Origin of the sequence: Reyranella sp. (assembly GCF_965279465.1) — a bacterium.
Taxonomy (GTDB): Bacteria; Pseudomonadota; Alphaproteobacteria; order Reyranellales; family Reyranellaceae; genus Reyranella.
On sequence record NZ_OZ257242.1, the window covers coordinates 1,763,660 to 1,781,151 of the forward strand.

Below are 17,492 nucleotides of genomic sequence, written 5' to 3' on the forward strand. Positions count from 1 at the left end.
CCACGAGAGCCGCGCTCCCAGCAGTAAGTAAGAGAGATTCAAAGGCTCTCGGCGGCGCCGGTACGCTACGCCTTCCTGTTCTGGGCGTTCCAGAACAGTTCAAGGTTGGAGATCAGGGCGGGGCTGAAATGGCAGCGCGCCTGCTCCCGCGCATAGAGGGCGGCGTACTGGCGGAAGAGGTCGAACGGCTCGGCGGCGAGCCGCAGCGCACGGCGGTTGCCGATCGCGCCGACCGCGCCCGAGCCGGTCAGGCGGTCGATCACCCGCTCGATCGTGGCGTCGATCTCGTCCGGCGCCACGACCTCGTCGCAGATCATGCGGCCGACGTCGGAATCGCACTCGATGCGGCGTTCGTACATGATCGCCTGGCGCGCGATGCGGTCGCCGACGAAGCGCGCGAGGCGGAGGTTCGCCATCGCGGGAATGATGCCTTCCTTGCGCGCCGGCAGGGTCATGTAGGCGTCGCGCGCGGCGATGTTGAAGTCGGTCGCAAGCAGGATCTGGCAGCCGCCGCCGATCGCGAAGGTCTCGACCGCCGAGATCCAGAGCTTCTCGATCGAATCGCCCGAGACCTCGTCGGGCGGCACATCGGGCTTGGCCAGCCCGCGGAACATCTTGTTCACGAAACCCAGGTCGCGGATCAGGAACCACAGGAACGGGATCTTGCCGTGGTAGAGATGCGTCAGGTTGATGCCGGCGTTGAACACGCGGCGGCCGGCATACTTGCCGGACGGCACCACGTCGCCGCGCAGCACCGCGACCTGGCTGTCGGGGTCCAGGATGCAGACGTCGGCGCCGATCTCGGTCGCGGTTTGCGTCGCATTGTCCTCGGCATTGAGGAAACGCTTGTTGGACAGCAGCAGCACCGCGGCCTTGCCGTGCCGCTCGACCCGCGCCGTGCCGAGATCGAGCACGCCGTCGCGCCGGAACCTGGCCAGCGCCTCGACCGACTCCTCGCGCGGCAGCAGCATGGCGTGGCAGAGATGGCGGCCGCACTCCGGGTCGGCGAGGAACTGGTTGGAGAGGATGCCCTGGTCGATCTCGACGCCCTGCTTGTCCGCCTGCTTGAGCTCCGATTCGGCGTCGACTTCGGCCTTGGTCGGCGCGAGGCCGGGCACTGCCGCGGCAGCGCCGTAGACCAGCCGCTCGACGCGCACGAACTTCCGCCGGCCGTCGGTCAGCCTGTCGTAGAGCGTGCGCGCATGGCGACGCAGGAAAGCATGGCGGGCTTCGCGTGCGGCCTGCTTGTCCGGCGCGCCGCGCCAAAAGGCGGAAAAGGCCGCCACATCGGCGTTGTAGTCGTCGCTTGTTTTCGGCGCTGCCACGGCCGTGTCCATGGAGACCTTCCTTTTCTGAACATGTCGGTCCTGAAGCGGGATTCTTACTCTTCCTTCCAGGTGAGAAGGCCGAAAAAATTCGTGGAGCATGAAGCGCCTGCCAGGCCAGATTCGGCGCAAAGCCCGCTCGTGACGGCGTGCTGCGCCGGGTCGGTGGCGTTCCGGAATCGAGCCGATATCACGTGCCTATTGTGGACCGGCTGCCGCCACTCGCCATAACCGATGCCGAAGGACTACCGACCGCACGAACAGTCGCCGATTGCTAGGCTTGACGGCTACCGCCGCCGTGCCAACCCGACGCGATCGGGGCACGACAGATGCCGGACCAGTCAATCGCGACGCCGCGCGACCGATCCGACACGGTATTGGAGAGCACGCCAATGAGCCGGAATGTGTCTTCGGTTCAGTTTCCCGTTCGAGGACGGTTACCCCGGACTATGCGACATCCAGTTGCGCCTCGTCGCAAAGCACTTCCGACACGCGTTGCCGTTGCCTGTCTTGTCTTGCAACGATGGACGATCTCTTCCTTCTCGGTATCGGAGGAGCACTGCTTTGGTCTGTCGCATGCCGGAAGAACAGGCTCATTACGTGCTCGACGCCATCATCCGTGACATTCCGAAGGGTGTCGTCGAAATAGTCTCCCCGGGAATGCTGCCCGGTGATGATCTCGAATGAAGGAAAGTAGTGCACGTCTGGCAGAACCTGACACAGGATGTCCGCTGCCACTCGCAGCCGAGCTTTGGAGACTGTCGTGGAGACCAGCACATGACGATCCTCTGCCGTGGCGGCGAGCGGCACGGGTGAAACCGTCAGGATAATACGGACCTTGGGGTTTTTCGCGCGCATTATGCGTATCGCGCGCTTCATGTCCGCCACGACCTCGTTTACACTGAAATTAAGCAATCCGTACTTGTCCGGGTCAAAAACGCCACCGGAGACGCCCGGGCATACTGGGTATACAGATCCGTCCTTCTTGTTGCTCCATGTCTCAGTGAGACCAAGTGTGAAGACGAAAACTTTCGCCCGGCGTATGGCGAGTTTCACCTTGGTGAGGTGCTGGTCACGGTCAAGCCGCAGCTCTTCTACCGTGCGGAAGCCATCCGGATTGATCGACGGGCGGAACGGGTCGACAAATCGATCTCCGTGCGCCCAGCTATCCTCTTCAGGGGTGAACTTGCCATAGGCTCGTTCGAGCAGCTGAAGCAATTGCCGTGAGGTATAGATATTGCCATAGCGCGCGGAAAACATTCCGTAGTTATGTGCTTCGGCTATCTCGGGTGACAGCAGTGGATGCGCTGGCTCGGCAACGTAATGCTGGAATTCAGCCTTGGTCAGATATCTTGCTATGTGTTGAGCGAAGCAACTTCCCGCGGTAACGATATTGTCGGAACGACTGATCTTGAAGGGGAATGATACAACCGGATCAACATCCTCCCGCGATACGCCGCCCATCGCACGGCTCCATCGACGGTAGGCTGGCGCGTTGGAATATGGATGTTTCATTGCGCGTCCACCATTTGTTTGATTACCAGGGCTCCGTAGGCGGCGTTTGCGTGCGTCGGGTTGGACCAAAAGTCAGGACGTAGAAAACCATTCCCGTCCATCGATTCAGGTGGCACCGGAATAAATTCAATGCCGCATTCCCTGCAACTTTCGGCAAAGATATCCGAATTTAGTCTCCACAGCTTATAGCGAAGATGGTGATCCGATATCTGATATGGCTTGTTGCCTAGATAGCGTAGCCGCCGAGCATGCAGATGGTTGCGAATGAATGTTTCGTCTTCGATCTGGGGAGGAGACTCGAGGTGTTTAACTCTCCCTGGGTAAAGCTCTGCTAAAGTTCTTAAACTATCCAACCAGAGCCCAACCGCTTTCTTCATCCGGTCCTTTATTGCGGAATAGGGAATCCACTCAAATCCGCTGGCGCCAGGGCGACGCAAGGCGGGAAAGTCCGGGTGTATGAAGTCAAATGGCTTGCTGTGCTCTATTAGACCGAAATTGTTGTGGGCGTTTCCACCAATTGATGAGAATATTGTGTCGCTGCAGTTGTCCAACGACGATCTCAACTTGGGAGAAAGAACAGGTCCCGGAGTGGATCTCGAGATTGCTTTCTTTATATGAAAGAATCTTACTGGTATGCCGCTGGCCTCGGCCGCCTCTAGTATCGCGACAGAATGGCTGGCTCCAACAAGGATAAAACGCATTTGTCTCTCCACATGGGCAGAAACATATAGAGGTTTCCCGCAAACTCAACAGGGAACGTGGGTCCTGCCAATGGTCACTAGGGCTGCGAGCTTGCCGGACTGGATGGCGAGTTCAGGCGACATCAGTCTCTGGAATTGCCAAATTGTGTTCCGGGCCTCCTTGCGGATCAATTTGACAATGGCTTGACGAATTCACGTCGAAAGGCGGCGCTCCGTTCGAGGCTTGAGATCAAGGTTTGGCCGACTTCAGGCACTTCCCTCGTTAGCCCTGTCAATTGCACCTTGATCGGCCGGGTGGCGGTCGCCAGGAGCCAACAAGGTCAACGTCTCGACGTGTTACAGCGTGTCTTCGGGAATGTCAGCACTATCGGTGCATCAATGGCGCTATCCGGCTAACGAAGAGCCGCACGTCCGCTATGACCGGCTTATTGCCTCCCCATCCATCCTGATTTTGATCTTCGGGATGGGGAATTAGAAAACGGCCCCGAGGGACCGTTCCAAGTTGAACGCTTCCGTAAGAGAATCTGGAGCGGGCGACGGGATTTGAACCCGCGACCTACGGCTTGGGAAGCCGACGCTCTACCCCTGAGCTACACCCGCGCAGGAGCCATTCTAGCGCGCCCGCTGGCGCCGCCAAGGTCCAATCGTGTATCTCAGGCCCATGCTCGACGAGACCCTGACGCCCGAAGAACGCGCCGTCGTCGCCAAGGCCAAGGCCTTCGCCGCCGATCATGTCGCGCCCAATGCCTCTCGCTGGGAATGGGAGCGGCGCTATCCGCTCGAAACCATCCGGGCTGCCTGCGCCGTCAGGCTCAACACCATCGAGCTGGCGAAGACGCATGGCGGCCAGGGGCTTTCGTTTTCCTGCAAGCTGCGCGCGTTCGAGGAGATCGCCAAGGCCGACTTCGCCTTCGCCTTCGCGCTGATCAACCACCACAATGCCTGTGCGCGCTTCGCCAGGGACGGCCAGCCCGGACACGTCGCACGCCTTCTGCCGCGCCTGCTGACCGGCGAGCTGATCGGCTGCGCGGGCCTGAGCGAGCCCGGCGTGGGCAGCGACTTCGGCGGCCTGGAGATGAAGGCCGAGCAGATCGAGGGCGGTTGGAAGCTGAACGGCGCCAAGGCCTGGATCACCAATGCGGCCGTCGCTGGACTGTCCGTTGCCTATGCCCAGACCGACCGCAGCCACGGCTATCGCGGCATCGCCTGCTTCGCGATCGAGGCCGAGCGGCCGGGCTTCCATCGCGAGCCGCCGTTCGAGCTGCATGGCGGCCACGCGATCGGCGTCGGCGGTTTCCGGCTGGTCGACTACATCGCGCCGGACGAGGCCGTGCTGCATCCGCCGGGCGCGGCCTTCAAGGCGGCACTGGCCGGCATCAACGGCGCGCGCGCCTACGTCGCCGCCATGTGCTGCGGCATGCTGCAGGCGTCGCTCGAGACGGCGGTGCGCTACACGCAGCAGCGCAAGACCTTCGGCCAGGCGGTGATCGATCATCAGGGCGTGCGCTGGAAGCTGGTCGACGCCGCGGCCGATCTCGAAGCGGCGCGGCTGCTGACCTATCGCGCCGCGCGCCTGATCGACGCGGGCCAGGACGCGGTGCTCCCCGCCGCCTATGCCAAGAAGTTTGCGACCGACATGGCGGTGCAGCGCATTGCCGACTGCATCCAGGCGATGGGTGCGAACGGCCTGCGCGCCGACTATCCGCTGGCCCGCCACCTCGCCGGTGCGAAGATCGCCGCCTACACCGACGGGTCGATCGAGATGATGAACGAGCGGATCGGCGCGGCTCTGCCGCAGATCTTCGGGTGATCCTCTCGACCGTCGAGATGCACACGGGCGGCGAGCCGACGCGCATCGTCGTCGACGGCTGGCCGCGTTTCGCGGGCAGGACCCTGCTCGACAAGCGGCGCGAGGCGAAGGAGCGCTTCGATCACCTGCGCCGCGGCCTGATGCTCGAGCCGCGCGGCCATGACGGCATGTATGGCGCGCTGCTGGTCGAGCCCGATCATTCCGACGCCGATCTCGCCGTGCTGTTCATGCACAACGAGGGCTGGTCGACGATGTGCGGCCACGCGACCATCGCGCTCGCGCGCTGGGCGGTCGAGAGCGGGCGGGTGAAAGGCCCGACGGTACGCCTGCAATGTCCGTGCGGCCTCGTGGTGGCAAGCGTCGCGGCCGACGGCTGGGTGCGCTTCGAGAGCGTGCCGTCTTTTGCCTACGCGCTCGACCGCATCGCGCCGACCGCGACCTGGGGTCCGGTGACGGTCGACGTCGCTTATGGCGGCGCGTTCTATGCCTTCCTGCCGGCCGATACGATCGGCCTCGACCTGCACCGGTCGCCGATGCGGGCGATCGTCGATGCGGGCGAGGAGATTGCGCGGGCGGTCTCGAAGGCCGTGCCGATTGAGCATCCCGACGAACCCGATCTCGCCTTCCTCTACGGCACGATCCTGACCGACCGCGGCGACGGTGCCGAGACGCCCAGCCGCAATGTCTGCATCTTCGCCGGCCGGCAGATCGATCGCAGCCCGACCGGCAGCGGAGTCTCGGCGCGAATGGCGCTGCAGGTGGCGCGGCGTCAGGCGCGTCTGGGCGATCAACGCCGGTTCGAGAGCTGCACCGGGTCGCTCTTCACCGGAACGGCAGTCCGCGAAGCGCCGCGGGTCGGCCCGCGCAAGGCGGTGATCGTGGAAGTCGGCGGCGTCGCCCACTTCACGAGCGAGGCGCGGTTCCGGTTCGATCCGGACGATCCGCTGCGCGACGGCTTCAGCCTGTCAACCTGAGCGAAGCGAAGGATCTGGCGGAACGATAAGCGATTCTGGGGCCGGCGTGAGGTCCTTCGCTTCGCTCAGGACGACAGGTTATATGAGTAGGATAGCGAGCCGGAAGGAACGGAGCCGATTGCCGGAACATGCATATGAGCCGCAAGAACAGCACGCTAGCGACTGCGATCTCGCCTCTGCGCTCCCGTATAATGCGCTCCATCACCAAGAAGAACACCCGCCCGGAGCTGACTGTACGGCGGGTCCTCCACGCAATGGGCCTGCGCTTCCGCCTGCATAGGCACGACCTTCCGGGCACACCCGATGTTGTCCTGCCCCGGCACCGGGCTGCCGTTCTGGTGCACGGATGCTTCTGGCACCAGCATGCCGGCTGCAAGCACGCCAAGCTCCCGCGCGCGCGTCCCGAATACTGGCTGCCGAAGTTGGCACGGAATGCCGAGCGCGATGTGCGAGCGAAGGACGCCCTAAAGACCGCGGGTTGGCGCGTGTTCGTCGTCTGGGAGTGCGAGACGAAAGACCGACAAGCTCTGGCCCGTCGTCTTCGCAGGGTGCCTATTCGCTAGGCGCAAGCATGCGCGCGGCGGCTCGCTTGCCCTTGCCTGTCCCGGGATGAGCTTCGTGCTTACCCCGCAAGGCGAGGAATCTCGAGGGAAGTGGCAGGGTCACTGCCGGATGGAGTGGGCCGTTCTTTGCGGGCAGGATGGCGAGCTTTACTGGCGGGGGCCAATCTCTTGCGCCGAGAAGTTGCCAAGCGATCGCGCGTGCCAGCATCTCAGCAAGGTGAGACGGAACGGCATTTCCAAGCTGCCGTTGCGCGTCGGCGATCGTGCCCAGAATCTCGACATCGTCCGGGAATGTCTGCAAGCGGGCCATCTCACGCATTGTCAAACGACGGTTGTTCCAATGGAACGGGCCCGTGGCCGGGCCTGGCTGCGCCTGAATGGTCCACGCAGGCTGATCCTTTGCCAGCTTCAGCAGGAATGACCAGTACCGACGACGCCATCCGAACAGTGGTTCACCACCACCCCGGTCCGTGTGCCAAAGATAGTTGTTTCCCTCCGGAATCGTGGGCAACAGCTCGGCCCACTTCCCCTTCAATTGCACGTCGGGATCATTGGGTTCGGGCAAGTCGTGCAGCGCGTCCCAGGCAGTCAAATGGCGAGGACGAGCGTCAGTCCAATCTGCCTCGGCAGCGATATCCTCGCTAGCTGGACGATGGGTGGCTGCCGGAAAATTGAATTGCGTTCCGTCGCGCGCTCCGATGACGAAGATCCGCCTCCGGAGCTGTGGCACGCCGTAGTCTGCAGCATTCAGGATGGCGATCGTCGCCCGATACTGCGTGCCATGCGTTTCGTTGATCGCGGCAAGACGGGCGTGGATGAGCTGAAGACCTTCGTCCTTCCCTCTGAAACCCAGCCCTTCGACATTCTCGAGCAGGAACGCGCGAGGGCGGGCTTCCGCTAGAACCCTCAAGTAGCCTTCCAGCGTCGTTGCCCGGGGATCGTCGAGCCGCTTGGCATCACCAGTTGCCCAGAATCCGGATTTCGAGAAGGGTTGGCATGGTGGGCCGCCGATAAGCACGTCGGCTTGGCCGGGCTGCAGTGCGGCGCGATCCAGCAGCTCCTTCGTTGGCACGGCGGCAATATCGCGCTCGATGATCGGCCAGCTCCGATTGTGCCGGAGCGTGGCGCAGCAACGATCGTCGACTTCTAGGGCGACGGCCGTGCGGAAACCCGCCGCTTCGAACCCGAAGTCGAGCCCTCCGGCGCCAGTGAACAGGCTTATCGCGGTAAGCTCAGTCATACCGACACACCTTTAGCTGCATAAGCCCGCAGGAACATCTCCCGAACGTCAGCAAGCCAGTGGTTATCCACGCGAATGTTACTGGCAATGCGGCCCGCGCATGTCTTGTGCGGCGGCAGTGCGCCCGGTAGTGCGAAGCGGAAGTCCCACTTTGCCGAAACGGCATGAAGGCAAGCAGCGACGATGTCGAACTCTGCCGGTCGGTAGTAGCGCGAGCACGGATCGCCCTTGGCTGCCCGCGTGCGCTGGAAGTCCATCTTCGGATTGCCGAAACAATCAGTCTCGCGCGCGACGTTCTTGCACTCCACGGTCAGCAATGGGCCGTGCCGATATCCGATCTCAAGGTCGGGGCCACCCTCTCCATCGAGCCGCGCGCAATGGGTGACGCCCGGCACCTCGGCGAGCGCGCCTCGCAAATGCTCCTCGGCGACCCACCCACGAACAGCCATCTTCAGCCGACGCGCCCCGGCGATGAGGTCGAGGATCTCGTTGGAGGCCATCCCGAACTGCTTCACGAGAGGATGTTCGGCGGCCATTTGCATGACTCCGGCGTCTTCATCAGGTCGACGCACACGCGATGTTGGCAACGCGAGGCTCTGGCTTTCGGCCAGAATCAGCCGGTTGCCCGGATCCAGGCCGCGAGCGGCCCGCTCAAAGCGGATAAGGTCCAGAAACTTGGTCTTCATCGTGCCGACTAGTGTCTCCACACGAAGCCCGTCGACTGACGCATTTCGCTTGATCCGCTGCCACGCATGCCAACCTTGGTCGAATGTAGCCTCGGCATGCTCATCCTTGAACTCGAGCCTGATGAAGAACTTGGTTGGGCTATGGACTATCGGGTCGGCCGAAACGCACAAGCCGCTTTCGGGTTCGATCCCGACGAGCAACGTCGTGAACATGCCCATCGGATCTTGCCAGAGCTCATGCGTATTGTCGGCGGCGTAGCTTGCCTTGCCGCCATACTTGATCTGGAAGCTTCTCTCATCGGCAGGACGGTTCTTAGTTGGGGTTCGCGTGGCCAGAAAAGCGTAGGCCACGATACCCATCCGCTCGCGGGTCGCGGTCTCGAAGACAACGATAAAGGGAGCTTGGTCCGGCGACGAGCTGTGAATGATCTTGCAGCCCGCGTCGAGCAGAGCGCTTATCATGTAATCTACGAGAGGGCGGCGCGCCCTCGCGCTGACGCCGTAGGTCCGAAGTCCCGGGATCATTGGCGGTCGCAAGAATTCATGCGTGGAGCAGTCTGCCGATCTATGGAGCTGTCGCTCCTATCTCAGGAGGATACGCCAGCCCTCGTGCGTTGCAACGCGCCGTGTTGACTCCCGGACCGGACGCATCCTGCGCTCAAGACGGTGTACTGCCTGGAAACCTGCAGTCCAATGAGCTTGAGAGGACGCGCCACTGGAGTGGGGCGCTCCTATGAATTGTGCGCACGCCTGAGTGCCTGGTCGAGGTCGTTGTACAGATCGCCGCTGTCCTCGACGCCGACTGAGAGCCGCAGCAGGTCGGGCGGGCAGGGCGTGCCGGGACCCTCGATGCTGGCGCGATGTTCGATCAGGCTTTCGACACCGCCGAGCGAGGTCGCGCGCTTCCACAGCTCGACGCGAGCCGCGGTGGCGATCGCCAGGCGCTCGCCGCCCTTGACCCGGACCGAGAGCATGCCGCCGAAACCACCCGTCATCTGCCTCTTTGCCGCGGCGTGTCCCGCGAAAGAGGGTAGGCCTGGATAGAGCACTTCCTCGACCATGGGATGCGCCGCGAACCTCTGGGCCAGCGTCTCGGCCGAGCGGCAGGCCCACTGGACCCGCGGGAACAGCGTGCGCATGCCGCGCATCAGCAGCCAGGCCTCGGTCTGGCCCAGGATCGTGCCGAGCTGGGCCCGGATCGCGCGCAGCTTCGCCCAATGCGCATCGTCGCGCGCGCCGACCAGCGCGCCGGCGATGATGTCGGAATGGCCGTTGAGGTACTTGGTCGCCGAATGCATGACGATGTCGGCACCATGCTCGATCGGCCGGGTCAGCACCGGCGTGGCCACGGTCGAATCGACGGCGAGCAGCGCACCTGCCTCGTGCGCGATCTCGGCCACTGCGGCGATGTCGCTGACCGCCCAGGTCGGGTTGGCCGGCGTTTCGAGCCAGACGAGCTTGGTCGTGTTCGGCCGGACAGCGGCGGCGATGGCGTCGGTCCTGTCGGCATCGACGAACTCGACCTCGAGGCCCCATTGCGTCGCGAAGCTGGCGAGCCAGTTGCGCAGCGACCAGTACATGACTTTCGGGACGACGACGTGGTCGCCAGGGGCGAGGGCGAGGAAGCAGGCGGTCGCCGCACTCATGCCGGACGAGAGGACCAGAGCCTTAGCGCCGCCCTCGAGCGCCGCCAGGGTCGCTTCGGCCTGGTCGAAGGTCGGATTGTCGGCGCGCGCGTATATGCGACCGGAGCGATAGCCGTTATCCTCGTCGCGCTGATAGGTGCTCGCCATATGGATCGGCGGCACGACGGCCTTGGTCACCGGATCGACCCAGCCCATGGCCTGGGCTGCGAGCGATGCCGCTGTGACTTTTTTCTCTGCCATGCCGCACCCCTGAAAGCTTACGAAAGACTTACGTCTGATGCTTTTGTCGCATCGCTGTATATGCGTTGCAGGGCGCTGTTTCTTCTTTTTTTTGCGAGAGGGAAGGGCCAAGATAAATCATCGAATTGCGTTCATTCGCCTGAGGATCAGAAAAATGGAAATGGAACTGTCGGGAACGCAGCCGCAACTGCAACATGCCGGCCGCGGCGATCGTGTTGCCCGCACGCGCGAGGCGATCGTTTCCTCAACCCTGACGCTTGCGATGGAGGGCGAGGTTGCGCCGATCGTGCGCGACATCGCCAAGCTGGCGGGGGTGTCGGCGCGCACCGTGTTTCAGCACTTCGCCGACACCGCCGAGCTCTATGTCGCCGTGCTGGGCCGTGTGCTCACGAACCTGCGCGGGGCCGAGGCACAGCCGGCTTCGGCGGACAGCGAGCTCGAAGAGCGCATCTCGGAGGTGATCGGCCAGCGCGCCGGCAACTACGAGAAGCTGTTGCCGATGTGGACCTTCGTCGAGACCCTGCAACGCCGCTCGTCGGAAGCGGGCGAGCAGGTCACGCAGATGTACACCGACAACCGCGAGCAGCTCGCCGAATGCTTCGGCCAGGAGCTGACGACGCTGCCCGGCGAGAATCGAGAGCGCACCCTGAACGCACTCGCGATGGCGCTGACGCCCGAGAGCTGGATCGTGCTGCGCGAGCGGCTCGGCCTCACGGTCGAGCAGGCCCGCGAGGAATGGCGCTTCATCGTCAAGGCGATCTTCAACGGCAAGTGATCTTTCATAGGAGCGCGCCACTCCAGTGGCGCTCGGATTTGTGAACGCCACTGGAGTGGCGCGCTCCTATGAGATGGCTCTTCTCGCCAGCTCTTCCAGGCCGTTATCGCGCAGGCCGAGCTCGCGCAGATGCGCGAGCGTATTGCGCACGTATTCGATGTTCGTGCCGGTTGCGCCGGTTCCTTGGCGCACGTGTTCCAGGGCCTTGGCGAGCGGCAGCTTGCCGGCGAACTGGCGATGGGCTCGGTCGGCGAGATAGACCAGCGACAGCACGGTGCGGCCGTCGGCGAGATGGATCGGCCGGGTCTCCTCGACATAGACGCCGTCATTCTCGATCTCGCGCGTCCAGAGATAGCGACGCACGGCGTCGTAGTCCTTTGCCGGCAGCTGGTGGGCAAGGCCACGGCATGAGCCGCCGGCCAGCAGGCCGAGGATGAGCCCAGGCTTCTGCGGCGTGCCGCGATAGTGCTCGGAGTAGATGCAGAAGGCGCGATGAAAGCCGTGCAGGCGCGCGGGCTGCGTCTCGCGCACCGCGAAGCCCGGATTCCACATCAGCGAGCCGTAGGCGAAGACCCAAAGGGGAGGTTCATTGGCGCCAGCTTTAGTCGTTTTAGTGGCCATGATCGGGGTGCTGGGAGCGCGGCTCTCCAGAGCCGCTCATGGAATGTGGCAATCTGAAGAGCGGCTCTGGAGAGCCGCGCTCCCAGCAGACCAAAGGTGGCGCCACTGAAGTGGCGCGCTCGCATGAGGCACTCACGCCTGATGGAGGTGGATCAGTGCGCGGCGGATCTCGCGGGTGCGGGTGAAGAGGTCGAACAGCTTGTCGCCCTCGCCCCAGCGGATGGCGCGCTGCAAGTAGAAGAGGTCTTCCTGGAAACGCTGCAGCACCTCGAGCACCGCTTCCCTGTTGTTCATGAACACGTCGCGCCACATCGTCGGATCGGACGCGGCGATTCGCGTGAAGTCGCGGAAGCCGCCGGCCGCGTACTTCAGCACCTCGCTGTTGAGATGCCCGCCGAGATCGTCCGCCGTTCCCACGATCGTGTAGGCGATCAGGTGCGGCAGGTGCGAGGTGATGGCGAGGATGCGGTCGTGGTTCGCCGGGTCGAGCCGGTTGACCTCGCTGCCCAGCGCCTTCCAGAACGCCTCGAGCTTGTCGACTGCAGCAGCGTCGCTGTCGGGCAGCGGCGTCAGGATGCAGTAGCGCCCCTGGAACAAATCGAGCAGAGCCGCCTCGGGGCCGGAATTCTCCGTGCCGGCAACCGGATGGGCCGGCACGAAATTCACCCCGGCCGGAATGTGCGGCGCCATGTCGGCGATCACGGTCTGCTTCACCGAGCCGACATCAGACACGATGCAGCCGGGCTTGAGCGCCGGCGCGATCGTCTTCGTCGCCGGGCCGCAGGCGCCGACCGGCGTGCAGACGATCACCAGGTCGGCGTCTTTCGCCGCGGCGGCAAGATCGGTGCCGCAGTGGTCGACCAGCTTCAGCCGGTTGGCGGTGGCCGCCGTCTCTGCGCTGCGCGTCGCCGCGACGATCGACTTCGCCAGCCCGCGCTTGCGTGCTTCCAGTGCGATCGAGCCGCCGATCAGGCCGATGCCGATCAGGGCGATTTTCTCGAACATCGGCTGGGTCACTTGTGGTTGGAGACGAAGCGCCGCAGCGAGTCGCGCACCGCCTTCACTTCGGCCTCGGTGCCGATGGTGATGCGCAGGTGCTCGGGCATGCCGTAGCCGGCGATCATGCGCGGGATCAGGCCATCACTCATCAGCCAGTCGTTGGCGGCGGCGGCGCGCTCCTTCGAGCCGAAGCTGATCGTCAGGAAGTTGCCGACGCTGGGCAGCGGCTTGAGCCCGAGCCTGCTCACCTCGGCCGACAGCCAGGGCAGCCAGATGTCGTTGTTGGTGCGGCTCGCATCGGTGTGGGCGATGTCTTCGAGCGCCGCGATACCCGCCATCTGCGCCGCAAGGTTGACGTTGAACGGCTGGCGCAGTCGGCTGATCACATCGACGACGCCGGCCGGGCCGTACATCCAGCCGAGCCGCAATCCGCCCATGCCGTAGATCTTCGAGAAGGTGCGGGTCATCACCACGTTCTCGGCCTGGTCGACCAGCTCGACGCCCGATTCGTAGTCGTTCCGGCTGACATACTCGGCATAGGCCGCGTCGATCACCAGCAGCACGTCCTTCGGCAGGCCGGCCTGCAGGCGGCGCACCTCGTCCTTGGTGACGTACGAGCCGGTCGGATTGTTGGGGTTGGCCAGGCACACGACGCGCGTCTTGTTCGTGACCTTGGCCAGCATCGCATCGACATCGGCTCGGTAGTCGTTCTCCGGCGCCGCAACCGGCGTGGCGCCGACGCCGAGCGCGTTGATCGGATACATAAGGAAGCCGAACTGGCTGTAGAGCAGCTCGTCGCCCGGCCCGCAGTAGGCACGCACCAGCAGGTTCAGGATCTCGTCGGAGCCCGAGCCGCAAATGATGCGCGCCGCATCGAGGCCGTAATGCCGGCCGATCGCGTTGCGCAGCTTCTCCGACGCGCCATCGGGATAGCGGTGCAGTTCGGCCGCTGCCTTGGCATAGGCCGCCATCGCCTTGGGTGACGGACCGAGCGCGCCCTCGTTGGACGACAGCTTGGCGATCGTTTCCTTGCCGTCGACCGAGTCCTTGCCCGGAACGTAGGGCGCGATCTTCATGATGCCGGGACGCGGGGTAAGCGCGGTCATGGCCAGTCTCCTGTTGAAAGCCGATCAGGTCCGCGCGGTCGCGGGAACGGCATAGGCACCGAGTGCGGCCACGCTGCCGCGGTTCAGCCCCAGGGCCGTCTCGAGCGCACGCAGGCGCGGATCGGTGTCGCCGATCACGTCCGGCAGCTCGAGCAGATAGTGATGCACGCCGGCCACGACCTGGTCCATAGCCGAAGAGAAGGCGGGTAGCCCGACCTTGGTCAGGGCGCCGGCGATGCGGTTGCGGCTGATGCCTTCCTGCACCTCGACCGAGATCAGCGCGCGGTCCTCGCCGCTTTCCTCCGGCTCGATGCGGGCCAGCACCAGCGCGGAGAGTCCGCGGGCGCGGGCATTGGGCATCACCAGGAAGGGCAGGCGGGCCACGACGTTGGGCAGGGTCGGCTCGCCGCTGGCGAGCAGTGGCCACCACGGGGCGGTATCGGTCTCGATCGGCGACGGCACGACGCCGATGGTGGTCGGATGGGCGCGCACCTCGGCCAGCACCTGCATCGGCGATTCGTAGCCGAGCAGCGGCACCTGGCAGCCGAAATGGTCGCGCGCGAGATCCCAGTAGCCCGGCTGGTCGGCCGGCCGGCAGACGGCGATCTTGAGGCCCGGAGTCTGCATCAGCGAGAACGCGCTCATCATCTCGCGCCACATGCGATAGACGGCGGCGGCCGGGAAGGCGCCGTCGTGTGCGGCGAGGCGCTGGCGCATCACCGTAGCCTCGCGGCCCGGCCGCAGCGCGAGTCCGCCCGGCGGCTTCGAGGCCGTGATCTCGCCGACCAGCGATGCGCGACGGCGGATCAGGCCATGCAGGTCGCCATCGATGGCGTCGATTTCCTGCCGCAACGCATTCAGCTTGGGTGCATCCATGGAGCTGCGGCGATACTACGTCCGGCTGCCTCGCGTAAAGGCAAACAAGCGCGCCAAAGCGGCGCTTGCGTGCGCCCGCCAACGACCCTATAGAGAGGCCCCGTGGAATTTGAGCCGACCGGCTTGCGGCCACGTTAATCCTCGCTAAAAGGTCGGAGTGCTTGAAAAAGCCCCCGCCCTTCCGGTCGGGGGCTTTTTCGTTGGAGCGGCCGTGGAGCAGCAGGTTGGGGCGCAGCAGGTGCTCGAGGATCTGACCGAAGCCGAACGCAAGGCGCTCGCCCAATGCCGCCACGCGGTCCTGGGCGTCGAGCGGCCGTTGCGCCTGGACTGCGGCGTCGAGCTGGGGCCGTACCGCATTGCCTACCAGACCTACGGCATGCTGAATGCCGACAAGTCGAATGCCGTGCTGATCTGCCATCCGCTCACGTGCGACCAGTTTGTTGCCGAGAGCCATCCGGTGACAGGCAAGGAAGGCTGGTGGGACAGCCTGGTCGGCCCCGGCAAGGTGCTCGACCCGGCGCGCTTCTTCATCATCTGCATCAACGTGCTCGGCCACTGCATGGGCACGACCGGGCCGTCGGCGCGCGACCCGGGGAGCAACCAGCCGTGGAACCTGCGCTTTCCGGTCGTGACCATCGCCGACATGGTCCGCGCGCAGGCGGCCCTGCTCGATCACCTGCGCATCCCCGACCTGTTCTGCGTGATCGGCGGCTCGATGGGCGGCATGCAGGTGCTCGAATGGGCCGCGAGCTATCCCAAGCGTGTCTTCTCGGCCGTGCCGATTGCCTGCGCCGCGCACCATTCGGCGCAGAACATCGCGTTCCACGAGGTCGGCCGCCAGGCGATCATGGCCGATCCCGACTGGAATGGCGGCGACTACCGCCTGCACGCGACCAATCCCGCGCGCGGCCTCGCCGTGGCGCGCATGACCGCGCATATCACCTACCTCTCGGAGCAGGCGTTGCAGCGCAAGTTCGGCCGCACTCTGCAGAACCGCGACGCGCTGGGCTTCGGCTTCGACGCTGACTTCCAGGTCGAGAGCTATCTCCGCCACCAGGGCTCGACCTTCGTCGATCGTTTCGATGCCAACAGCTATCTCTACATCACGAGAGCGATGGACTATTTCGACCTTGCGGGCGCGCATGGCGGCGTTCTGGCCAACGCCTTCAAGGGCTCGACGACCCGCTTCTGCCTGATGTCCTTCACCAGCGACTGGCTGTTCCCGACCCACGAGAGCCGCGACATCGTGCACGCGCTGAACGCGGCGGCGGCCAACGTCTCCTTTGTCGAGGTCGACAGTGACAAGGGCCACGACGCCTTCCTGCTCGACGAGCCGGAGATGTTCCGCACGCTGTCGGGCTTTCTCAAAGGCGCCGCCTCGGCGCGGGGTCTCAAATGAGCGTCGTCGCCCCGATCCGCGTCGACCTGCAGCTGATCGCCGACATGGTGCAGCCGGGCGGCCGAGCGCTCGACGTCGGCTGCGGCGACGGTTCGCTGCTCGCCTACCTGACGGACTTCAAGCGCGTCGATGCACGCGGCATGGAGCTCAGCCAGGCCGGCGTGAATGCCTGCGTCGCCAACGGCCTGTCGGTGATCCAGGGCGACGCCGACACCGACCTGCACGCCTATCCCGACGATGCTTTCGACTACGTGATCCTGAGCCAGACCCTGCAGGCGACGCGCGAGCCGCGCGAGGTGCTGAAGCAGATGCTGCGCATCGGCAAGCGCGCGATCGTCTCGTTCCCCAACTTCGCGCATTGGCAGGTCCGCCTGCGCCTGGTGTTCGGCGGCCGCATGCCCGAGACCGCATCTCTGCCCTACAAGTGGTACGATACGCCCAACATCCATCTCTGCAGCATCGACGACTTCCGCGCGCTGTGCCGCGACATGGGCGTGCGGATCGAGCGCGCGATCGTGCTCAACCGCAACAGCCGCCCGATCAACCTGCCGCCGCTGCTCGGAAACCTGTTCGGCGAGCAGGCGGTCTTCATGTTGAGAAGGGATTGATCAACCGCCAACCCGCGTGAGGTAGGCGGTAGGCGTAATGATCTCGACGTCTTCGAAGGGATGAAGCGCGAGCAGGTCGGCATCGCCGGTTACGATTAGTTCGGCTCCCCCGTTGACCGCAACATCGAGGAATTTGTCGTCCGCCGGATCCCGGCACGCGCGGATCAATCTATCGATCTCCACCATCCGCGACGCCATGTGGACGAAGACAACGAATTCGCGTCGCGCCGCAAGGCTCACATATCGGTCGAATTTCGATCGTTCCAACGTTCTGGCGAGTTCGGACAGTGTCGCAGTCGATACCAGAATTGTGTCAGCCCGGACGGCATGCCTAACGGCACGAGAAGGGATCGATACCGCTTGGAGCGCCGCACTGATCAGGACGTTGGTGTCGAAGACAAGAGCCAC

General features: G+C 64.3%; 17 protein-coding genes, 1 tRNA gene and 1 riboswitch. Of the genes, 6 read left to right on the forward strand and 12 right to left on the reverse strand.

Features of this window, described 5'->3' with window-relative positions:
* Nucleotides 1-65: 65 nt before the first annotated feature.
* The 4 genes from ACQY8M_RS08615 to ACQY8M_RS08630 form a co-directional block, all read right to left on the reverse strand.
* Nucleotides 66-1,337 (reverse strand): enoyl-CoA hydratase/isomerase family protein, encoded by a 1,272-nt coding sequence (locus ACQY8M_RS08615; RefSeq protein ID WP_428670857.1) that lies wholly within the window; start codon nt 1,335-1,337, stop codon nt 66-68.
* 435 nt (nt 1,338-1,772) lie between these two features.
* Nucleotides 1,773-2,840, reverse strand: a complete 1,068-nt coding sequence (locus tag ACQY8M_RS08620) for a GSCFA domain-containing protein (protein ID WP_428670859.1) — start codon at nt 2,838-2,840, stop codon at nt 1,773-1,775.
* Nucleotides 2,837-3,541 (reverse strand): hypothetical protein, encoded by a 705-nt coding sequence (locus tag ACQY8M_RS08625; protein ID WP_428670861.1) that lies wholly within the window; start codon nt 3,539-3,541, stop codon nt 2,837-2,839. Before ACQY8M_RS08625 ends, ACQY8M_RS08620 begins: the two co-directional genes overlap by 4 nt.
* A 525-nt stretch (nt 3,542-4,066) precedes the next feature.
* A tRNA-Gly gene (locus ACQY8M_RS08630) sits at nt 4,067-4,141 on the reverse strand.
* 46 nt (nt 4,142-4,187) lie between these two features.
* Between ACQY8M_RS08630 and ACQY8M_RS08635 the strand changes: the two genes are divergently transcribed.
* From ACQY8M_RS08635 to ACQY8M_RS08645, 3 genes are all read left to right on the forward strand, one after another.
* The gene (locus ACQY8M_RS08635; RefSeq protein ID WP_428670863.1) at nt 4,188-5,351 is read left to right on the forward strand and encodes an acyl-CoA dehydrogenase family protein; all 1,164 of its coding nucleotides are present in this window, start codon (nt 4,188-4,190) and stop codon (nt 5,349-5,351) included.
* On the forward strand, nt 5,348-6,325 hold the full coding sequence (locus ACQY8M_RS08640; protein ID WP_428670864.1) for a proline racemase family protein: 978 nt from the start codon (nt 5,348-5,350) through the stop codon (nt 6,323-6,325). Before ACQY8M_RS08635 ends, ACQY8M_RS08640 begins: the two co-directional genes overlap by 4 nt.
* 191 nt (nt 6,326-6,516) lie before the next feature.
* Nucleotides 6,517-6,888 carry a very short patch repair endonuclease gene (locus ACQY8M_RS08645; protein WP_428675340.1) on the forward strand — a complete coding sequence of 124 codons (372 nt, stop codon included), beginning with the start codon at nt 6,517-6,519 and terminating at the stop codon, nt 6,886-6,888.
* Here the strand turns inward: ACQY8M_RS08645 and ACQY8M_RS08650 are convergent.
* The 3 genes from ACQY8M_RS08650 to ACQY8M_RS08660 all read right to left on the reverse strand — a co-directional run bounded on the left by ACQY8M_RS08650 (nt 6,878) and on the right by ACQY8M_RS08660 (nt 10,700).
* Nucleotides 6,878-8,128, reverse strand: a complete 1,251-nt coding sequence (locus ACQY8M_RS08650) for a DNA cytosine methyltransferase (RefSeq protein WP_428670866.1) — start codon at nt 8,126-8,128, stop codon at nt 6,878-6,880. The two genes, ACQY8M_RS08645 and ACQY8M_RS08650, sit on opposite strands and share 11 nt — an antisense overlap.
* Nucleotides 8,125-9,276, reverse strand: a complete 1,152-nt coding sequence (locus tag ACQY8M_RS08655) for a hypothetical protein (RefSeq protein ID WP_428670868.1) — start codon at nt 9,274-9,276, stop codon at nt 8,125-8,127. The genes ACQY8M_RS08650 and ACQY8M_RS08655 overlap by 4 nt, the downstream gene beginning before the upstream one ends.
* A gap of 269 nt (nt 9,277-9,545) precedes the next feature.
* Nucleotides 9,546-10,700: a trans-sulfuration enzyme family protein gene (locus ACQY8M_RS08660; protein WP_428670870.1), complete on the reverse strand. Its 1,155-nt coding sequence runs from the start codon at nt 10,698-10,700 to the stop codon at nt 9,546-9,548.
* 154 nt (nt 10,701-10,854) lie between these two features.
* On the opposite strand from ACQY8M_RS08660, the gene ACQY8M_RS08665 reads away from it, so the two are divergent.
* Complete coding sequence (locus ACQY8M_RS08665) at nt 10,855-11,475, forward strand: TetR/AcrR family transcriptional regulator (protein WP_428670872.1); 621 nt, start codon at nt 10,855-10,857, stop codon at nt 11,473-11,475.
* 66 nt (nt 11,476-11,541) lie between these two features.
* Here ACQY8M_RS08665 and ACQY8M_RS08670 read toward each other — a convergent pair whose 3' ends face one another.
* From ACQY8M_RS08670 to ACQY8M_RS08685, 4 genes are all read right to left on the reverse strand, one after another.
* Nucleotides 11,542-12,096, reverse strand: a complete 555-nt coding sequence (locus ACQY8M_RS08670; protein WP_428670874.1) for a gamma-glutamylcyclotransferase — start codon at nt 12,094-12,096, stop codon at nt 11,542-11,544.
* Nucleotides 12,097-12,228: 132 nt separating this feature from the next.
* A complete protein-coding gene (locus ACQY8M_RS08675) occupies nt 12,229-13,101 on the reverse strand; it encodes a prephenate/arogenate dehydrogenase family protein (protein WP_428670876.1) in 873 nt (290 codons plus the stop codon).
* An 8-nt stretch (nt 13,102-13,109) separates the two neighbouring features.
* Nucleotides 13,110-14,201: a histidinol-phosphate transaminase gene (gene hisC / locus ACQY8M_RS08680; RefSeq protein WP_428670878.1), complete on the reverse strand. Its 1,092-nt coding sequence runs from the start codon at nt 14,199-14,201 to the stop codon at nt 13,110-13,112.
* A gap of 24 nt (nt 14,202-14,225) precedes the next feature.
* Complete coding sequence (locus ACQY8M_RS08685) at nt 14,226-15,077, reverse strand: chorismate mutase (protein WP_428670880.1); 852 nt, start codon at nt 15,075-15,077, stop codon at nt 14,226-14,228.
* Between the two features lie 92 nt (nt 15,078-15,169).
* Nucleotides 15,170-15,245: riboswitch (SAM riboswitch) on the forward strand.
* Nucleotides 15,246-15,327: 82 nt separating this feature from the next.
* Here ACQY8M_RS08685 and metX point away from each other — a divergent pair.
* Nucleotides 15,328-16,476: a homoserine O-acetyltransferase MetX gene (metX, locus tag ACQY8M_RS08690; RefSeq protein WP_428675341.1), complete on the forward strand. Its 1,149-nt coding sequence runs from the start codon at nt 15,328-15,330 to the stop codon at nt 16,474-16,476.
* Nucleotides 16,473-17,084 carry a methionine biosynthesis protein MetW gene (metW, locus tag ACQY8M_RS08695; protein WP_428670882.1) on the forward strand — a complete coding sequence of 204 codons (612 nt, stop codon included), beginning with the start codon at nt 16,473-16,475 and terminating at the stop codon, nt 17,082-17,084. The genes metX and metW overlap by 4 nt, the downstream gene beginning before the upstream one ends.
* Here metW and ACQY8M_RS08700 read toward each other — a convergent pair whose 3' ends face one another.
* Nucleotides 17,085-17,492 carry a putative toxin-antitoxin system toxin component, PIN family gene (locus tag ACQY8M_RS08700; protein ID WP_428670884.1) on the reverse strand — a complete coding sequence of 136 codons (408 nt, stop codon included), beginning with the start codon at nt 17,490-17,492 and terminating at the stop codon, nt 17,085-17,087. It abuts the gene before it with no gap.